The following is a 19,413-nucleotide window of genomic DNA, read 5'->3' as shown; positions in this document are numbered from 1 at the left end:
ATGTTTCCTCACTTCAACAATTATAGACATAGGAAAACGACCCTCATTTGAGAGTCGTTTTTTGAAATCTAATAATTTTTTTATTCCACTATCGGTTCTAGTTCTTCAACTGGAGGTGCAGATTTAATAATCTCTAGATATTGAATATGATGCCCATCAACTTCTTTAATCATGAAATCATAGCCTTGTTCCTGAATCTTTTCACCTTTAATGGTTTCGTAGCTTTTAGTCATAAACCAACCACCTATAGTATCTATATCCTCTTCATCGATATCTATACCAAGTAGGTCGTTAACATTTTCTATTAACATTTTCGCATCGAGAATATAATGATTTTCCTCTAACTTTTGAACTTCTGGAAGTTCATCAGTATCGAACTCGTCACGTATATCTCCTACGATTTCTTCGATAATATCTTCTATAGTTACAAGTCCTGAAGTACCACCGTATTCATCCATTAAGATTGCCATATGAATTCGTTCACGTTGAATCTTAAGTAATAAATCAGCGATTGGCATATTCTCAATAACTCGGATAATCGGTTGCATATAATCACTTACGGGTGTGGTTGCATTCGTAGGATCTTTTATATATGCAGTTAACAAGTTTTTCATATTTACAAGTCCAATAATATGGTCTTTATCACCGTCAGTTATTGGATATCTTGTATATTGTTCCACACCGATCAACTGAAATACTTCATCTAATGTAAAATCTTTATCAATAGAAGTAATCTCGGTGCGTGGAACCATGATTTCTTTTGCAATACGATCATCAAATTCAAAGATTTTGTTAACATATTTGTATTCAGCTTGGTTGATTTCTCCGCCTTTAAAGCTATCGGAAAGAATCATACGAAGTTCTTCTTCGGAATGGGCTACTTCTGACTCTGATACAGCATTTAAACCAAATACTTTGGTTGCTAAGAAACGAGCAGAACCATTCATCCCGTGAATAACTGGATACATAAGTTTATCGAAAATGATAAGCGGTTTTGCTACCGCTAATGTAATTTGTTCAGACCTTTGAATAGCAAACGTCTTTGGTGTTAACTCTCCTACAACTACATGTATATAAGTTACAAGAGAGAATGCAATAATAAATGAAAGTAAAGAGGAAACACTCTCTGGGAGCTCAAAATAAGTAAATGCCGGATGTAAAATCCGTTCAATTGTCGGTTCTCCGAGCCAACCTAGCCCTAAAGCTGTTATGGTAATCCCGAGCTGACATGCAGATAGATATTCATCCAGATTGGAAACTACTTTTTTGGCATTTATCGCCTTAGTGTTTCCTTCAGCTATAAGCTGATCAATTCTTGTAGTTCTTACTTTTACAATTGCAAACTCACTCGCAACGAAAAATGCAGTGAATGCGATTAAGACAGCAAATGCTGCCAATCGTATGGCTATGTCCAAATAATTACTTTGTCCCTAACCCAAATGGGGGGTAAGACAAAGTGTACACCTCCTGTTTTCTAAAAAATAGTTTATACGTTTAATAATAAAATATAAAAAAAGAAATTACAAATCTTTCTACTTTAAATAGAGATATTCTATTAATAATTTTTACAAAATCTTAACATTTAGACGCTAAAAATTATTAGATAATAAAGATTATGCCCGTAGAGGAGGTAAAAATGAAAAATAAATATATCGACATACTGAAAGCATCTACTAAGCTTGGCTTAACTTCATTTGGAGGACCAGCTGCTCATATTGGTTATTTCCGGGAAGAATATGTGGAAAAAAGAAAATGGCTAGATGACAAGTTATATGCGGATATCGTTGCGCTATGTCAGTTTTTACCTGGACCGGCCTCCTCTCAAGTAGGAATCTCTATTGGATTATTAAGAGGGGGATTATTGGGAGGTATAATCTCGTGGATAGGTTTTACAATGCCGTCTGTAATTATTTTAATGTTATTTGCTGCATTCATATCGAGTTCAGGATCTTTTGATAGTGGGTGGATTCAAGGACTAAAAATAGTGGCTGTTGCTGTAGTAGCGCATGCGTTAATAGGTATGCAAAAATCATTAGCACCAGATCGTATAAGAATAAGTATCGCCATAGGATGCGCAATATTAACATTGCTTATTCCTACCGCAATTGGACAAATTACGATTATTCTCATAGCGGGTATTTTTGGTTTTTTCTATTATAAAAATGACGCAATAGAACCAGCACCTGAAATGAAGTTAAGTTTTGGTAAAAAGACTGGCATTATTAGTTGGGTATTATTTTTCGCATTGCTCACTTTGCTTCCATTACTAAAACCGTTTGTACAATCTGTCTATTATGCGATATTCGATACTTATTACCGCGTTGGATCTATTGTATTTGGTGGTGGGCATGTTGTATTACCAATGCTACAAAGAGAGGTTGAGCTATCTGCTGATATGTTCCTGACTGGTTACGGAGCAGCACAAGCAGTGCCGGGACCATTATTCACGATCGCTGGTTTTTTAGGACAGATAACTGCTGGTACAGGTGGAGCATTGCTTGCCGTTTTTGCGATGTTTCTACCTTCCTTTTTATTGGTCATTGGAACATTGCCATTTTGGTCTATTATTCGTTCAAAAAAAGGGATTCAAGCAGCTTTAAAGGGAGTGAATGCAGCCGTTGTTGGAATTCTTCTTGCGGCACTTTATGATCCTGTTTTTACAAGTGCGGTAAATAGTACGTTTCATTTTGTAATTGTGTTAATTACTTTTACACTTTTAGTGGTGTATAAGTTAGCGCCATTCAAAGTAGTACTCATCAGTATTGTGTTAGGCGCAATTGTTCATTCATTATAAAAATTCAAAAAGTATTGACAATTAAAATTTCGGTATGCTAATGTTAATATACACAAAAAAATGGAAATGGAGGTATGACAAATGATTCGTTTAAAAGATAGCGCTGTTAACTTAATAAGTTGTTCATACCTTCCATTAGATCGGAAATGATTTAATAATAGACTTTTGTATTCCATTGTCTATTATTGAGCGCATTACCTCTAGATGGGTAATGCGCTTTTTTCTGTCTTTTTGACTTCCAATTTTTGGTGAAAAATAAAAAGGAGTGTTGGTTATGGAAACAATTCAACGGACAAAGCAAATTTTATTAAAGGAATCTCTTGAAGGTGGCTAGTTATTAAGTAATGTGTAGAAAGAAGAAAAGAGGGGTTATATAATGTTTTCTGTTTTATTTAAATTGAAGTGGTTTTTTAAGGATCATTGGAAGCGATATACAGTAGCAGTTAGTTTGCTAATAATTGCTAGTGCTCTGGAGGTTTTACCACCGTGGTTAGTTGGGGAAGCGATCGATTCCATAACTATGGGAGATATGACTAGAGAGTCGTTAATGCAATATGTATTCTATTTTATTGGAATAATAATAGTAGGTTATATATTAAACTTTGTTTGGCAATACCAACTGTTTGGTGGTTCGATTACAATCGAGCGTATTTTACGGTCAAAGTTAAATTTGAAATTTTTGAATATGACTCCTACATTTTATGAAAAAAATCGTACGGGTGACTTAATGGCTCGTGCAACGAATGATTTGAACGCAGTAGCAACTACAGCAGGATTTGGGATTATGACATTAATCGATTCTACTATGTACATGGCTGCACTAATACTGGCAATGGGCTTTATCATTTCATGGAAGCTTACTATCTTTGCAATTTTACCAATACCTATTTTAGCTTTTATAATGCAATATTTAGGGAAAATTATTCATGAAAAATATATGGTAGCTCAAGATGCATTTGGTGATTTAAATGACCGTGTTCTAGAATCGATCGCCGGGGTTCGAGTTATACGCGCTTATGTTCAGGAAAGAGCAGATGAAAAGAACTTTGCTGATATGAGTGAAGAAGTCTATGAGAAAAATATGGTTGTAGAACGTATTGATGCTCTTTTTGGTCCTATTACGAAGGTAGGAACTGGTATCAGTTATGTAGTTGCACTAGGTTATGGTGCTTATCTAGTATCCAAAGGTGAAATGACAGTCGGAAATTTAATCACCTTTAATGTTTACTTAGGTATGGCAATTTGGCCAATGTTTGCAATCGGGGAACTGATCAATGTAATGCAACGCGGAAATGCCTCGCTTGATCGCGTGCACGAAACATTAGACTATGAGCAGGATGTAAAAGATCCAACTTCACCAGTTCACTTAGACAATGTGGAGTCAATTGGTTTTACCGATGTTGGATTCCAATACCCATTGTCCCAAGTGAAAAATCTTCAAGATATTCGAGTGAACTTAGAGAAAGGTCAGACACTTGGGATTGTAGGGAAAACGGGTTCTGGGAAAACTACCTTTATGAAGCAATTATTAAAGGAATATCCGATTGGTGCTGGACAGCTAACAATTGGAGAGACCGCAATTTCCGCACAAACGAAAGATCAGGTGCTAGAGTGGATTGGATATGTACCGCAGGATCATGTCTTGTTTTCGAGAACCATTCGTCAAAACATTCTATTTGGTAAAGAGGATGCAACAGAAGATGAACTAGAGGAAGCAATTCGCCTAGCGCATTTCCAACAGGATCTGATGAACTTACCGATGGGCTTAGAAACGTTAGTTGGAGAAAAAGGGGTATCATTATCCGGTGGACAAAAACAACGTGTATCCATTGCTCGAGCACTTATTAAAAATCCAGAAATACTACTGTTAGATGATTCACTTTCTGCAGTAGATGCAAAGACAGAAGCCAAAATTATTGAAAATATACAAAATGAACGCAGTGGAAAGACAACAATTATTACGACGCATCGATTGTCTGGTATCCAACATGCAGACCATATTATCGTTTTAGATGAAGGTCTTATTATAGAAGAAGGAACACATCAAGAGCTTCTAAGACAAAATGGTTGGTACAAAGAGCAGTTTGATCGTCAGCAGCTAGAGGGGGTGTCGTCATGAGTACAGGGAAACGACTCTACCATTATGCGTTATTTTATAAAAAACCAATTATCCTTGGTCTAATCTTTTTAACTATTGCAGTGTTTGCAGATCTAACTGGTCCATTTATTGCAAAGAAAATTATTGACGACCATATCACAGAAGGGGCTATTAACCTTCAGCCGATACTAATGTTACTTGCTGTCTACTTTGGTTTAGCCATTGTCACAGCGATCTTTAGATATTTTATGTTCATCAACTTACAGGTTGGTGCTAACCGCGTTGTTCAAAAGCTGCGTAATGATGTTTTTCAACATATTCAAACTTTGCCGATACAGTATTTTGACAACTTGCCGGCAGGAAAAGTAGTTGCGCGTGTTACGAATGATACAGAAGCTATTCGTAATTTGTATGTGCAAGTACTTTCTCAGTTTGCGACTAGTATCATTTCGATTGCAGGGGTTTATGTTGCCTTGTTCATCTTAAATGTACAAATGGCTCTCATGGCACTTTTTGTTGTTCCTATTGTATATGTGTGGATGATTGCTTATCGAAAGTATGCATCAAAATATAATCACGTAGTTCGTACGAAAATTGCAGATTTGAATGCAATGCTAAATGAATCCATCCAAGGGATGTCTATTATTCAAGCATTTAAACGTGAGAAGCAGATGGAACGCGAATTTGAAGAGATGAATGATGAACACTATACGTACCAGAAAAAGTTACTTACATTAGATTCAGCAACTTCGTTTAACTTAGTAAGTGTGCTTCGTACGATTATGTTCGTCATGTTCATCTGGTATTTCGGAAGCTTATCCATGGAACCAAATACAATCATTTCAGCAGGTATGCTTTATGCCTTTGTAGACTATACAACTCGTTTATTTAATCCAATCACTGGGATTGTAAACCAATTTGCTCAGTTAGAAAGATCATTGGTTGCTGGTCATCGAGTATTTCAATTACTAGATGAAACTGGAGAAGATGTAAAAGACGAACGTATGGAACGATATGAAGGGAATGTAGAATTTCAAAATGTATCATTTGCCTATAAAGCAGATGAATATGTCTTGAAAAATTTAAACTTTGTTGCCAACAAAGGAGAGACAGTAGCATTAGTTGGTCATACAGGATCTGGGAAAAGTTCCATTATGAATTTATTGTTCCGTTTCTATGATCCTTCTAAAGGTAAAATCCTAATCGATGGTATAGATATAACGACTGTACCTAGACAAACAATTCGAGATCATATGGGCATCGTGTTGCAGGACCCTTATTTGTTTTCAGGTACGATAGAGTCAAATGTGAGTTTAAGTGATCCTCGTATTTCTAGAGATACGGTTATAGCAGCTTTAGAAGCTGTTGGTGGGGAACGAGTGTTGAAGAATCTAGAAAAAGGCATAGATGAGCCTGTAATAGAAAAGGGTAGCACCTTGTCATCTGGTCAAAGACAGCTTGTTTCCTTCGCTAGAGCACTTGCATTTGATCCTGCTATATTAATCTTGGATGAAGCGACATCTAATATTGATACAGAAACAGAGGAAATTATACAACATGCAATGGATGTACTGAAAAAAGGAAGAACTACTTTTATCATTGCTCATCGACTTTCTACTATTAAGAATGCAGATCGCATTTTAGTACTAGACCGTGGAGAAATTGTAGAAAGTGGATCGCACGACGAGTTAATAGAGCTACAAGGTCGCTATGAACAAATGTATAAACTACAAGCAGGAGTATCTCAGCATGTATAACACATGCGGGGATATTCCCTTTTTTTCTTGAATAGGTTATCCGCCCTCAAACGGTCGAATCCCCGAGAAAGTAGGTTATCCGCCAGAGAAACTGAGCTATGCGCCCGAGCAGCCCGTTTATCCGCTCATCAAGCGGCCGAACGCTCGAGCGAATAGGTTATCCGCCCGAGAGAACAAGCCATGTGCCCGAACAATGCACTTATCCGCCCACCAAACATCTCCAAGAATCCAATCGAAATATTTATCCGCCAAGCTCGCAATTATATATTGAAATTTTCTAACGATAATCGTATATTTAGTGTACCGAAATAAAAAAAAAGAAGAGGTACCTTATGATTTATTGGTTTGCAAATTGGAAAAAGAGCATCGCTTTATTCAATAGAAATATAAAAATGTTCATGCTTGCCAATGTACTCATTCAAGTGGGGATGGGTGTATTTTTAGTTATGTACAATCTATATATAAAGGAACTCGGGTTTCCAGAAACATTGAACGGTAAAATCATCTCTATGACATCTCTTGCTTCAGCGATTATGTTAATACCGGCTGGATATCTAAGCGACCGGCTAGGTAGGAAAGGAATTATTATTACTGGTGCAATTTTTGCTGCTGGTACTTTATTTTATAGAAGTTTGGTCACCGGCGAACAAAGCTTAGTTTATGCAGCTTTCTTTACTGGGTTGTTTATGGCATTGGTGCAAGTATCCGGTGTTCCTTTTCTTGCTGAAAACTCCACTGCTGGAGAACGAATGCATCTTTTTAGTATTCATTTTTCGTTGATGACTATAGCAAGTGTTATTGGAAGTCTTGGAGGAGGGGTATTAGCAGATGCGCTTCATTTAATTGGGAATATCTCCACAGTAGATTCTATTATGTATGTACTAATTATTGGAGCGATTATATTTACGATGGGCATAGTTCCATTGTTTCAGCTGAAACCAACGCAAAAAATAGAAGGTCAAACAGAGGCAAGTACCGAGGAATCAGAAGGAAATGCTCCGACTGGGTTCAGAAAAAATATGAAGGTTATTGTGTTATTTGGAGTTGCAAATCTATTAATAGGAACAGGGTCTGGTCTAGTTATTCCTTACTTGAACTTATACTTTGCGAACCGATTCGATGCATCGAACACTTATATTGGAATTATCTTGTCACTCGGATCAGCGATGGCAGCCGTGGCGATGCTACTTGGACCAGCACTTGTGAAGAAGGTAGGGAAAGTTAAGGCATTGGTCATTTTTCAGCTACTATCGATTCCATTTCTGTTCATCACAGGTTACACCAATTCATTAATCATCGCTTCGATTGCATTTTTGATGCGCCAAGCTCTAATGAACGCGGGGAATCCTATCCAAAGTGCAATTGCAATGGAACTAGTACAAGATAAATATAAAGGACTTGCTAACTCGGTAAATCAAATGGTCTTTAATGTAGGATGGGCAAGTACTGGTGCAATTTCGACAGGGCTTGTTATGACATTTGGCTTTTACTGGGGATATGCTTATACATTTACAATTACAGGGATTCTCTATATTATTGCATCTACTTATTTTTATTTACTGTTTGGGCGTAAGCGTGCTTTGCGCAAGAAACAAGTATGAGTGCTTCTTGCACAGTGACACCTCAGTCATACACGTGAAATAGCATTAACTCATGTATCATTTTTTTTACTGTTTCTTCATCAGCAGGTGTTTCACCTAGCCACTTAATCGTGCCATCCGGTTCATATTCTGCAGCGTATCTTTGTTGTTTATAAAAGAAAGAGACGGACCAACCAGGTAGTTGTTTGTTTTCATAGAGTGGTTTGAAGCTAAAGTGTTGTAGCAAGAATATCAACCTTTCATGTGAGTGAATTTGTTCGCATACACTAATATAAATGATTAGTGAAGGAGCATCGAATTGTTTAATGATCAGCTAAGGCAAGCAATACTTAATGAATATCAGGATTATCATTTTTATCGTTCTATGTATAAATTGACGGATGATCCATACTGGCAAGGTTTTATCGAACATATTTATGAGGATGAAAAAAGCCATTACGAAATGTTCCAACAACTCTATTATATGCTCACTGGTACATTTGTACAAAACTTTCCAGAACCCACTTTATGTACAGACATGGAAGAGTGTTTAAAGAATGCGATAAGAGATGAATTAGAGGCTGCAGAACTGTATAAGGAAATGCTCTTACAAATACCAATCCAACAAGCATATGCTCCTCTATTTGTTGCGATGCACGATGAAACGGAGCATGCAATTCGTCTTACTACTTTGCTTCATCTATTGTAAATTCTTTTAGTGTTTGCCTCTCCTCTGCTATAATAATCTAGAAGCTAGAGGAAAAAGGTGAAATTGATGAATTTTATATGGACAATCACATTTATGGCAGTGGTCGGAGCAGCAATCGGAGCGGTAACTAATCACTTTGCTATTAAAATGCTATTCAGACCTCATGAGGCAAAATATATAGGGTCTTGGCGCATTCCATTCACACCTGGTCTCATCCCTAAGAGACGTGATGAACTTGCAAAACAATTAGGTAATACAGTAATTCAACATTTGCTGACACCTGATATTTTCAAGAAAAAATATTTTAACGAAGAAATGAAACAAAAGGCAAATCATTTTTTAACCGAGCAACTAAACGATAAAATCTTTCAGTCGGATAAAACGATAACAGATTGGTTAAAGCTTGCTGGACTAGAAAATGTTCCGACTATTGTAAATGATAAAATAGAAGAACAGGTGGACGTTCAATTTAGTCAATTAAAAACTAGGTTTGAACAAGAAACTATACGTCAACTTGCACCAATAGATTGGCAACTAAAAGCGGACACTAAAGTCGGAGAAATAGTTTCGTACATTCTACTCAAAGGTGAAGATTTCTTCGAATCAGAAGAAGGCAGAATGACGGTGAAAAATCTAATTGATGATTTCCTTTCTACAAAAGGGACGCTTGGCAATATGATACAAATGTTCATGGGGGAATCTTCATCACTTGCTGGAAAAGTTCAGCCGGAAATACTAAAATTCCTAAGAGCTCCAGGTACTAAAAATATGTTAGAAAAAATAGTACGAAGCGAATGGGAGAAGTTAAAAGATCGCCCGCTCAATGAAATGATGGACGGCTTTGACTTTGAACCAATTGTTAAAAACGTTAAAGTATACTTAACAGGACAATTGGCTGTGGAAGAAAGATTAAACTATAATTTCCTCCATTACTTCCCTGGAGCAACTGGATGGACAGAGTCATATCTTATACCTAAAGTGACGACATTTGCATTCCATGAAGCAGAAACAAAGCTAGAAGAAGTCTTGCGTAAAATGAAATTAGAAGATATGGTAAAAGAGCAAGTAGATACTTTCCCAGTATCTCGCTTAGAGGAAATTGTTCTTGGTATATCGAAAAGAGAGTTCAAAATGATCACCATTCTAGGTGGTGTTCTTGGTGGACTTATCGGTATTATTCAAGGACTAATCGTTTTCTTTACTAATTAACCCTAAAGGAGCTTACAACATGATTAACATTTATGATGACATTAACAAACTTGAAAAAACACTACGTCAAACAGATGAATTTTCCAACGTACAAACAGCAGTAGAATCTGTAAAAGCTGACGAACAGGCTCTAGTATTATTCCAAAGTTTCCGCAAAGTTCAAATGTCTCTTCAAGAGAAGCAAATGAATGGTGAAGAAATCTCTGGAGAAGAGATTGAGTATGCACAAAAAACGGCTCAGCTCGCACAAGGAAACGAAAAGATTTTCCATATGCTTCAAGCTGAAATGGCTTTGAGCCAACTTATTGAAGAAGTAAACCGTGTATTGATCAAACCCGTTCAAGAACTTTATGAAGGTATCTAAGAAAACAAATGAAAGGAACTTCTCCTACTATGGAGAGGTTCCTTTTTTCATTTACAGGAGAAATGGATAAATACTCCGTTGCGCTAGTAAATCCTCATCGAATGCGGGTAACTAAAAGCTATAAATAGTTTTCCCCTTTCTAAGAAGGACTTTAATAGTATAATGGCGAATTTAACAAGAATGAATGACTATTCACTTATAAAGGGGAATGTATATGTACAAAACTATATTGTTAGAAAAAGATGGTCGTATTGCGACTTTAACATTGAATCGTCCAGAAGCGATGAACTCGATGAATGGGGTAATGATGAGAGAGCTAGCAGAAAGTCTAGAATCTCTGCAAACAGAAAAATCAGTTCAAGTGTTAGTTATAAAAGGTGAAGGGCGAGCATTTTCTGCTGGTGGAGACATTAAAGCAATGCTAGATAAAGAGAATCCTTTAGACATTGACGAGGCGATGACGTATCTTACAAGAATTGCTACAGCTTTATATAAGTTACCACAGATTACTATTGCATCAGTTCACGGCGCTGCTGCTGGATTAGGTTTTAGTATGGTATTAGGCTGCGATATTATCATAGCAGAGGAAAATAGTAAACTCGCTATGAATTTTATCGGAATTGGGCTTGTTCCAGACGGTGGAGGCCATTTCTTCTTAAAGGAAAGAGTAGGGATCCCAAAAGCAAAACAACTGATGTGGAGCGGGCAGCTTTTCTCTGGAAAAGAAGCACAAAAAATCGGACTTGTGGATGAAATTGCATCCGATGGTTTAGGTTCTGCAACTGCAGCATCCTATGCACAAAAACTAATCCAATCTCCAATTGCTGCTATGATCGCATCAAAAGAAATCTTACACGCAACGAAGATAAATGAATTGCAAACTGTTCTAGAAAAAGAAGCTGTTACGCAATCCGCAATGCGAAGAACCGAAGATCATTTAGAGGGTATTAAAGCATTTGTTGAAAAAAGAAAACCCGAGTTTAAAGGAAGATAAGATTTACAGGGAGGATCATTTAGCTGATCCTCCTTTTCATTTGATTACATACTTTATTAATAACAAAAGAGGATGGAAGCGACAATTAAACTGCTGGGATAATTTGTGAAATTAAGATAAGTGAACTTTTTATAAAGTTCTTTTAACTAGGTTATTTTTCTTCTGAAAAGTCCTATTTACAAGATAGATACCAATAATAATAAACAAGCCACCAACGATGATAGAAGGGTATAACGTCTCCCCTAATAGTAACCAACCAGATAATACACCGAAGAAAGGTGCCAAAAATAAATAGGCACTCGTTTTTCCTGGATCCCCCTTTTGTAAAAGATAATACCAGACGGCAAATTGGACAATAGAAGACATAATACTTAACCATAATAAAATGAACAATGAATTACTATTCAAAATGAAGACTTGTTTTTCAAGAATAAAGCTGCCAAGTAGAAGTAGTAATCCACCAAAAAGCATCTGGTAAGCGGATAGAACCCACGTATTGAAAAGTGCCCCCCATTTTTTAACTAATAATGTGGAAATTGCCCAAAAAACAGCAGAAAGAATGCCAAAAAGAACGCCAATCTTTAATTCAATTTGGGCACCTACTGCAATACTTACCCCTACTAACCCTAAAAGTACACCAATCCATTGATAAAATTTATAGCGTGATTTTAAAAATAAGGTACCGAATACAACAACAAGTAACGGGTTAGTGAATGTAAGAATTGAGGATTCACTAGCTGTAATGGTTCGTAAACTCAAAAAAATACAACCCATAACACCGGCAGTTTGGAAAGTACCAATAATAAGCATCTTTATCCAGTTTCCTTTAGATACTGGGTGCGGTCTTTTTATAACGATAACACTTACCGCCATTATGAATCCAGCAAGTGTGAAGCGTAATCCTGCTAATAACAAAGGGGATGAATAAGACAAACCTATTTTACCTACTGCAAAAGAAGAACCCATTAAAAATGTCGTTAAGAGTATTAACAATGTAAATTTGAAAGTATTCATTTTTTTATCTCCCTACATATTATACTGAGTTATTTATGTCTATTATAACTTCTAAACATTTCAACTACGGTCGAAATATGGAATACAATTATGGTGCAATATGTCTTCATTAAATCAATCTCTCCGTTTTTGATGTTTAACCGCTTTTGACTTGCTCAGTATGGGAGATTACAAAACTATCAACTGAAAAAGTTGATCGGATTAAATGCTGAAAGAATGATATTGTTTTAGGTATGCTACGGACAAGACCAATACTCGATTTAAATATGACATGCAGTTATCTTATTAAGAATGGTACAGTAAGTTTAACAAGATGAAAGAGGTGAAGCTATTAATGGAACAATGTTTATGGCCGCAAAGCAGTGAGCTTATGCAAGCTTATCATGATGAAGAATGGTGCAGACCTAGTTGGGATGACCGGTATATTTTCGAAATGTTGACGTTGGAGGGGGCACAAGCTGGATTGTCGTGGAGTATTGTTTTAGCAAAACGCGAAGCTTACAAAGATGCTTTTCAAAATTTTGACATCGAATATTGTGCTAGTCTGAGTGACACGGATTTAGAGTTTATAAAAGAAAATTACAATGTCATTAAACATTTTTCGAAGCTTCAATCCATTCGCACCAATGCAGAAGCAGTAGTGAGGATACAAAAAGAATTTAAGAGTTTTTCCAATTTTTTATGGCACTTTGTTGATTTTAAACCAATTATTAATAATTGGGAGACAGACATTCAAATCCCTGCTCAATCTCCATTATCAGTACAGGTTAGCAAAGAGTTAAAAAAGAGAGGCGTCAAATTTGTGGGACCTGTTACAACGTATTCCTTTTTACAAGCAATAGGCATAGTAGATGATCATATTAAATCATGCGATCATCATACTTTAAATCAAATAATTCATGAAAAGACTTGATATGACTTTAACAAACAATATATTGATGGGTGGAAATGATAATTTACTAGAAATTTGCATTAACGAAGAATATTCTACGGGCTTACTCAAATGAGCACTATTGAAGCCTATCGGGTCTATATGAAAAATAAAAAAAGGACTTAGCCAATATAATGGTTAAGTCCTTTTTGTTGTTCTATACATGAAATAATACTAGTTTCCCAGAACTATTTACTAAACGATGTGTTTTATTGGAAAAGCCTTTTTCTTCAATAATTGCTTCTCCTTTTTCCTTTGCTTCTTCGTCATTTTCATATTCCCAAGTTTCCTCTAAAATTAGTTCTCCGGTTGGTTCAAAGGCAGTAAATCGGTATGGTTTCATGAGTCAAACACCCCTTCATTATTCTACTATATATTATACACAAAAAATTATGAAAACAAAATGTAAAGCTAGCTTGACAATAAAGTGAGAAGTAAAGTAAACTTTACGTAAAGCTAACTTTACAAAAAAGGAGGGGCAAGTTGAAAAACTACGTTCGAGATAAACGGATGGCATTTGGAATGACACAGGATGAACTATCAGAAAAGCTAGATGTATCCAGACAAACAATAATATCGTTAGAAAAAGGAAAATACAATCCATCGATTAATTTGGCTTTTAAGTTATCCAGACTATTTACATGTACGATTGAGGATCTATTCATTTACGAGGAGGAAGAGAAGGATGTATGAAAAATTTGATTTACTTACATTTTTAATCGGTTTGCCATTAGCAATTGTAATAATAGGTATAGTTTTCATGATCAATCGGAAAATCGGTAAGAAAAAGAGATGGTTTGATGAACGATACAATAGAATACATGAAAAAGCACGTTCCTATTCATGGGTAGCGACGACTATTGCAATCTTAGTTGTCTGGATGATTGTCATAGTAATGGAGGGACCTGGGCTGACCTTTTTCTTATTAACGGGTCTTTGGGTGGTTCATATGCTTTCCTATACAATCGGAGCATTTGTTGCAAATCAAGATAACTAAGAAGGATCGTAGAAGACTGTACACATTTAGTTGTATACAGTCTTTTCCTTATGGTAAAATAAGAACAAATATTCTATTTTTGGATGAGGTGTACTTGATGGCAAGAATTCGTTTTCTACATGTGGCAGATTTACATTTGGACAGCCCTTTTAAAGGTATTTCCTCTATTCCTAAAAAAAGGTGGAAAGAAATACGGGAGAGTACTTTTCAAGCGTTTCAAAACATGATTAATTACGCGGTGGAAAGTAAACCGGACTTTGTATTAATAGTTGGCGATATTTATGATGGGGAAAATCGGAGTCTCCGTGCACAGCATTTATTTCAACAAGGAATGGAAGCTCTGAATGTAGAAAATATTCCGGTTTACATTTGTCATGGCAATCATGATCATTTAAGTGGGAATTGGGTTCGTTTTCAATTGCCTGCAAATGTTCATGTATTTGGCGAAAAGGTAGAAACCAAAACACTCTTAATAAGAGAAGAAAAAGTCCATATTACAGGATTTAGTTATAAAGAACGTCATATTCAGGAACCAATGCATAGCCACTTTCCAATTTTTAATCATGAGGAAATTCATATTGGGATGCTCCATGGTAGTGTAGAAGGCAATAAGGAGCATGATGTATATGCACCATTTAGAAAAAGTGATCTGCTAGAGAAAGGCTATCATTATTGGGCGCTTGGTCATATACACAAGCGTCAAATAATCCATTCCGAACCACCTATTGTTTATCCCGGAAATACGCAAAGTAGGCACCGCAATGAAAGTGGCATAAAAGGCTTCTATGAAGTATCTTTACTTAACAATCAAGTAGACCTTCAATTTGTCCCATCATCTGCTTTTATTTATGACAAACTTTCTATAGATTGTGCAGATATAATCCATGCAAATGAATTAATCATCCATATTGAAACTGCACTAAGAAATTACAGTGAAATACACGGAAAAGCAATCTTGGAACTTACGTTAAATGGGATGACAGATGAAACGATTGAATTATTAAAATCTAGCAATAAAGATGATTGGCAAGTATTAATCCAGGAGAGTCTCGAACAAGCAAATAACTTTTTAATAATCAAAGAACTGTATATAGAAACTCCCATTGAGAAAAGCCCTGAATCTACTATGCTATTATCTTCTTTGAATGAATGGAACACTTCAGAATGGAAGCTCGCTTTAAATGAACTTTATCAGCATTCTAGAGGGAGTAGATATTTACAGCCCTTAGATCAAGTTTTTATGGATGACGTCGTAAAAGAAGCAGAATCATTAGTTTTAGAGGCTATTGCAAGGAGGGGTAGCAATTGAAACTTGTAAAGCTTCAAATATATGGCTTTGGAAAGCATGAAAATATAGAGATTAAACTTAGCGATGGTATAAATGTGTTCTTTGGTGAAAATGAGGTAGGAAAGACTACTATTCAACAATTCATCCTGCATATTTTATTTGGATTTCCGCAAAGAAATGCACAGTTACTTCGCTATGAACCTAAAAGCAGTGCTACTTATGGAGGTAAAGTCGAAATAATTGATGATCAAGGACAGCTTGTAACGATTGAGCGAGTTAAAGGGAAAGCAAGTGGAGAGGTTACATTATATTATCCAGATGGGACCCGTGGAGGCGAAAGGGAGCTGTCTAGTATTCTCCACGCTTATTCACGCTCAGACTTTGAAGCCATTTTTTCTTTTTCTTTACTTCAGTTACAGGGCTTCGAGAAGATGACAGAAGAAGAGCTTACGAAAACGTTATTATCTTCAGGAACAACCGGCATCGATACATTAGCGATTGTCGAAAATCAATTTATAAAAGATATGGGAGAGCTATTTAAGCCCACTGGCAGAAAACCTTTAATCAATCAAAAGATAGAAGAACTACGTGAACTGGAGACTGCCTACAAGCATCAGCTAGAAGAAGTAGGAAAATACGAACCTGCTATAAAACGTCTGAACGAAATAGAAACGATAGTTGAGGAACTAGATCAACAAGAAAAAGAGATTTCTCAGCAGTTACAACGCTATATGGAATGGAAGCAACTGAAACCATTGAAAGAAACAGAAATGGACTTAAATCTGGAGCTCGACTTAGTAAAAGAACAGACCTTTCCTTCAGATGGTATTCGAAGATTTGAGTTGACGAAAGATAAGTTGAATCGTAATTCTATAGAGATGGAGCAAGTGAAAAAAGAGTTAGATTCTTTAACGATTAATACAACTAGCTTAACTTCATCGCAAATAGAGGGATTACAATCATTTCTAAATCGAGAGGCAGAATGGCATCAGCTTCGCTCCAAACGAATACAAATAGAAGAGGAGCAAAGTAAAACACTGCAAAGCCAAATGCAGCAGTTAGCTCTAGTAGGAGTAAACTGGGAAAAAAGCTTACAGCATATAGTCCACGCAGATGTTTCCATACAGCAAGAGGACAAACTGGTTACGACGCTTCAAACTGAAAAAAACTTGGAGCTTGAGATACAGCAAGAAAAAAGATTACTTCAAATGAAGGAACAGGACTTACTCCATTTACAACAAAGAGTGATAGAGTCCAAAAAGGTTAATAAATCCTCTTCGGCTCAACAAACCAATAAAATAATGTTTGGTATTATTGCAGCTATTGTTCTTATCGGGGTTATTATAGGTGTTGCACAATCAAATTGGATAGTTCCTCTTACTGCTATTATCATTAGCGGAATTGTATATGCAGGATTTACTTTCATGATGAATACATGGAAGCAATCGGATGATGTTCGAATATATGCAGATTTATTAAACAAGGAACTGCAGTCACTACAACAAGAGATTTCACATTTGAAGCAAAAAATTAATGAGTTAGAAACTAATAAAACAAATATATCAAAACAGGTAAATGAGTTTTTGACAAGCTATCATATTAGTGAACAATTATCACCAAGTCTATTACCTGAACTATTTAAGCGACTTCGCCTAATTCAAGAACAGCAAATTCAGCTAGACCAAATGGAAACAAAGCTCTATGAAGTTGGTCTGCGAATACAGGAATTGTATAGACAAGCATTGGAAAAAGTTCCTTTTAATCTCTCAGAAGATATGCTATTCCACCAATTACGAGATTTCTATTTAGCTGAAAAGCAAAAGTTAGAAGATCAGCAGTATAAAGCGACAAGGATTTCCGAGCTGCAAAAGAAATATAAAGAGCTTGCTTTACTTCAAGAGTCTTTTACCGAACAAATCCGCCTATTATATCAGGAGGCAAATGTGGATTTAGAAAGCGATTATTATACGGCAAATTCTCTCTATGAGAAAAAAGTGGAGCTTGAAAAGGAATTACGCCATATCCACATGCAATTAGCTGGAAAACATATAAACTTGAACGATTTTGAAATTACATTTGAGGACAAGTGTAAGGGAGAACTACATCAGCTACAACAACAGAGACATAAATATAATGATGAAAAAGCAACTTTGTCTTATCAAACGAAAAGATTATTAGAGGATGAAGAGCAGAGTGAACAATTACAATTATTAGAACAGAAAAAAGCAGAACTACATGAGCTCGTAAAAAAATGGGCGGCTCAAAAAGTAGTTGTTGAATCGATTAAACAGATGATGAAACAGTTAAAAGAAGAGCGACTTCCAGAAGTATTAGAAAATGCACAACATTACTTTCAATTGCTTACAAACCAATCATATGTACAATTGATCTTATCACCAGAAGGGAACTTTGAGGCAGTTAAAACCACTGGACAACGCTTTAAAATTGCAGAGCTCAGTCAAGCGACAAAAGAGCAAGCATATATTTCCTTACGCCTGGCCCTAGCAGTTTCCTTGCAAAGAAAAGCACCATTTCCCATAATCATGGATGATCCATTTGTACATTTCGATCGTGTCAGACTTCAACAAGTGGTACAATTAATGGCAGAGCTACAAAAAGAACACCAATTACTCTATTTTACTTGTCATGACAACATGCAATATGTATGGGAAGACGCATCCGTCATACAAGTAGCGACATTATTACCTAGAAAGGTAGGGGTTGTGAAATGAAAGGCATTACACAATTGCGAGTAGGCGAACCAGTTGATCACTACTTACTTATAAAACAATCTACAAAAGGTGTAACAACCGTTGGAAAACCATTTATGTCACTAATATTGCAAGATAAGAGTGGAGATATTGAAGCAAAACTGTGGGATACAAATGATGAGCATGAAAAGCTTTATGGTGCGAGTCAAATTGTACGTGTCGGTGGGGAAATCCAAGATTACCGTGGAAAGTTCCAGTTACGTGTAAAAAGTATTCGCCCAGTAAAAGCGGAAGAAACCATTTCGATTAATGATTTAGTTCCATCTTCAGAAAAACCAAAAGAAGAATTGATGGAAGAGCTTTTACAATACTTCTTTGAAATGAAAAATCCAATAATACAACGTATTACGAGACATCTGATGAAAAAACATCAGACATCATTTATGACGTTCCCTGCAGCGACTAAAAACCATCATGATTATGCTTCTGGACTAATAGATCATGTTGTGTCTATGCTAAAATTAGGAAAATCGTTATGCGATTTGTATCCAACGTTAAATAAGGATCTTTTATATGCAGGAATTATCTTACATGATATTGGAAAAGTAGTGGAGCTTTCAGGACCTGTAGCAACAACATATACAGTGGAAGGTAATTTACTTGGACATATTACCATAATGGTAACTGAAATTTCTAAAGCTGCCGAAGAATTGGAAATCGAGGGAGAAGAGGTAATGCTTCTTAAGCATATGGTACTGTCTCATCACGGTAAAGAAGAGTGGGGAAGTCCAAAACGTCCTGCACTTCGTGAAGCGGAGATGCTCCATTATATCGATAATATTGATGCGAAGATGAATATGCTTAATCGTGCATTAGACAAAACAAACCCTGGTGAATTCTCCGAGCGATTATTCCCATTAGAAAACCGTTCATTCTATAAGCCAACATTTGAATAGACAAAAAAAGC

Annotated in this window: 18 protein-coding genes; 14 read left to right on the top strand and 4 right to left on the bottom strand. The window is 36.2% G+C overall.

The window, feature by feature from the left end; all coding sequences use genetic code 11:
* Positions 1-80 precede the first annotated feature (80 nt).
* The gene (locus tag MHI40_RS14830; protein WP_245762770.1) at positions 81-1,415 is read right to left on the bottom strand and encodes a hemolysin family protein; all 1,335 of its coding nucleotides are present in this window, start codon (positions 1,413-1,415) and stop codon (positions 81-83) included.
* Between the two features lie 221 nt (positions 1,416-1,636).
* Between MHI40_RS14830 and chrA the strand changes: the two genes are divergently transcribed.
* The 4 genes from chrA to MHI40_RS14810 all read left to right on the top strand — a co-directional run bounded on the left by chrA (position 1,637) and on the right by MHI40_RS14810 (position 8,250).
* Positions 1,637-2,794 carry a chromate efflux transporter gene (gene chrA, locus MHI40_RS14825; RefSeq protein ID WP_340763288.1) on the top strand — a complete coding sequence of 386 codons (1,158 nt, stop codon included), beginning with the start codon at positions 1,637-1,639 and terminating at the stop codon, positions 2,792-2,794.
* A gap of 376 nt (positions 2,795-3,170) precedes the next feature.
* Positions 3,171-4,913 carry an ABC transporter ATP-binding protein gene (locus MHI40_RS14820; RefSeq protein ID WP_340763287.1) on the top strand — a complete coding sequence of 581 codons (1,743 nt, stop codon included), beginning with the start codon at positions 3,171-3,173 and terminating at the stop codon, positions 4,911-4,913.
* On the top strand, positions 4,910-6,649 hold the full coding sequence (locus MHI40_RS14815; RefSeq protein ID WP_340763285.1) for an ABC transporter ATP-binding protein: 1,740 nt from the start codon (positions 4,910-4,912) through the stop codon (positions 6,647-6,649). Before MHI40_RS14820 ends, MHI40_RS14815 begins: the two co-directional genes overlap by 4 nt.
* A gap of 332 nt (positions 6,650-6,981) precedes the next feature.
* Positions 6,982-8,250: an MFS transporter gene (locus MHI40_RS14810; protein ID WP_340763284.1), complete on the top strand. Its 1,269-nt coding sequence runs from the start codon at positions 6,982-6,984 to the stop codon at positions 8,248-8,250.
* Positions 8,251-8,272: 22 nt separating this feature from the next.
* On the opposite strand, the gene MHI40_RS14805 is transcribed toward MHI40_RS14810, so the two are convergent.
* Positions 8,273-8,476, bottom strand: a complete 204-nt coding sequence (locus tag MHI40_RS14805) for a YheE family protein (RefSeq protein WP_090570212.1) — start codon at positions 8,474-8,476, stop codon at positions 8,273-8,275.
* 72 nt (positions 8,477-8,548) lie between these two features.
* On the opposite strand from MHI40_RS14805, the gene MHI40_RS14800 reads away from it, so the two are divergent.
* From MHI40_RS14800 to MHI40_RS14785, 4 genes are all read left to right on the top strand, one after another.
* On the top strand, positions 8,549-8,938 hold the full coding sequence (locus tag MHI40_RS14800; protein ID WP_340763283.1) for a ferritin-like domain-containing protein: 390 nt from the start codon (positions 8,549-8,551) through the stop codon (positions 8,936-8,938).
* Between the two features lie 66 nt (positions 8,939-9,004).
* Positions 9,005-10,147 (top strand): DUF445 domain-containing protein, encoded by a 1,143-nt coding sequence (locus MHI40_RS14795; RefSeq protein WP_340763282.1) that lies wholly within the window; start codon positions 9,005-9,007, stop codon positions 10,145-10,147.
* Between the two features lie 19 nt (positions 10,148-10,166).
* Complete coding sequence (locus MHI40_RS14790) at positions 10,167-10,511, top strand: YlbF family regulator (RefSeq protein WP_093538584.1); 345 nt, start codon at positions 10,167-10,169, stop codon at positions 10,509-10,511.
* 214 nt (positions 10,512-10,725) lie between these two features.
* A complete protein-coding gene (locus tag MHI40_RS14785; protein WP_445678326.1) occupies positions 10,726-11,505 on the top strand; it encodes an enoyl-CoA hydratase in 780 nt (259 codons plus the stop codon).
* Positions 11,506-11,634: 129 nt separating this feature from the next.
* On the opposite strand, the gene MHI40_RS14780 is transcribed toward MHI40_RS14785, so the two are convergent.
* Positions 11,635-12,519 carry a DMT family transporter gene (locus tag MHI40_RS14780; RefSeq protein WP_340763279.1) on the bottom strand — a complete coding sequence of 295 codons (885 nt, stop codon included), beginning with the start codon at positions 12,517-12,519 and terminating at the stop codon, positions 11,635-11,637.
* 334 nt (positions 12,520-12,853) lie between these two features.
* Here MHI40_RS14780 and MHI40_RS14775 point away from each other — a divergent pair, with 334 nt between their 5' ends.
* On the top strand, positions 12,854-13,432 hold the full coding sequence (locus MHI40_RS14775; RefSeq protein ID WP_340763278.1) for a DNA-3-methyladenine glycosylase I: 579 nt from the start codon (positions 12,854-12,856) through the stop codon (positions 13,430-13,432).
* 175 nt (positions 13,433-13,607) lie between these two features.
* On the opposite strand, the gene MHI40_RS14770 is transcribed toward MHI40_RS14775, so the two are convergent.
* Positions 13,608-13,793 (bottom strand): YhzD family protein, encoded by a 186-nt coding sequence (locus MHI40_RS14770; protein ID WP_093538588.1) that lies wholly within the window; start codon positions 13,791-13,793, stop codon positions 13,608-13,610.
* Positions 13,794-13,933: 140 nt separating this feature from the next.
* Between MHI40_RS14770 and MHI40_RS14765 the strand changes: the two genes are divergently transcribed.
* The 5 genes from MHI40_RS14765 to yhaM all read left to right on the top strand — a co-directional run bounded on the left by MHI40_RS14765 (position 13,934) and on the right by yhaM (position 19,402).
* Positions 13,934-14,143, top strand: coding sequence for a helix-turn-helix transcriptional regulator (locus tag MHI40_RS14765; RefSeq protein WP_093538589.1), 210 nt, complete (start codon positions 13,934-13,936; stop codon positions 14,141-14,143).
* On the top strand, positions 14,136-14,447 hold the full coding sequence (locus MHI40_RS14760) for a hypothetical protein (RefSeq protein WP_340763277.1): 312 nt from the start codon (positions 14,136-14,138) through the stop codon (positions 14,445-14,447). The genes MHI40_RS14765 and MHI40_RS14760 overlap by 8 nt, the downstream gene beginning before the upstream one ends.
* A 97-nt stretch (positions 14,448-14,544) precedes the next feature.
* A complete protein-coding gene (locus MHI40_RS14755) occupies positions 14,545-15,756 on the top strand; it encodes a metallophosphoesterase family protein (RefSeq protein ID WP_340763276.1) in 1,212 nt (403 codons plus the stop codon).
* Positions 15,753-18,467: an ATP-binding protein gene (locus MHI40_RS14750; RefSeq protein WP_340763275.1), complete on the top strand. Its 2,715-nt coding sequence runs from the start codon at positions 15,753-15,755 to the stop codon at positions 18,465-18,467. Before MHI40_RS14755 ends, MHI40_RS14750 begins: the two co-directional genes overlap by 4 nt.
* Positions 18,464-19,402: a 3'-5' exoribonuclease YhaM gene (gene yhaM / locus MHI40_RS14745; RefSeq protein ID WP_340763274.1), complete on the top strand. Its 939-nt coding sequence runs from the start codon at positions 18,464-18,466 to the stop codon at positions 19,400-19,402. The genes MHI40_RS14750 and yhaM overlap by 4 nt, the downstream gene beginning before the upstream one ends.
* Positions 19,403-19,413: the final 11 nt, after the last annotated feature.

The organism is Psychrobacillus sp. FSL H8-0510, assembly GCF_038008345.1.
Lineage (GTDB): Bacteria > Bacillota > Bacilli > Bacillales_A > Planococcaceae > Psychrobacillus > Psychrobacillus psychrotolerans.
This window is presented reverse-complemented; position numbering and strand designations above follow the sequence as displayed.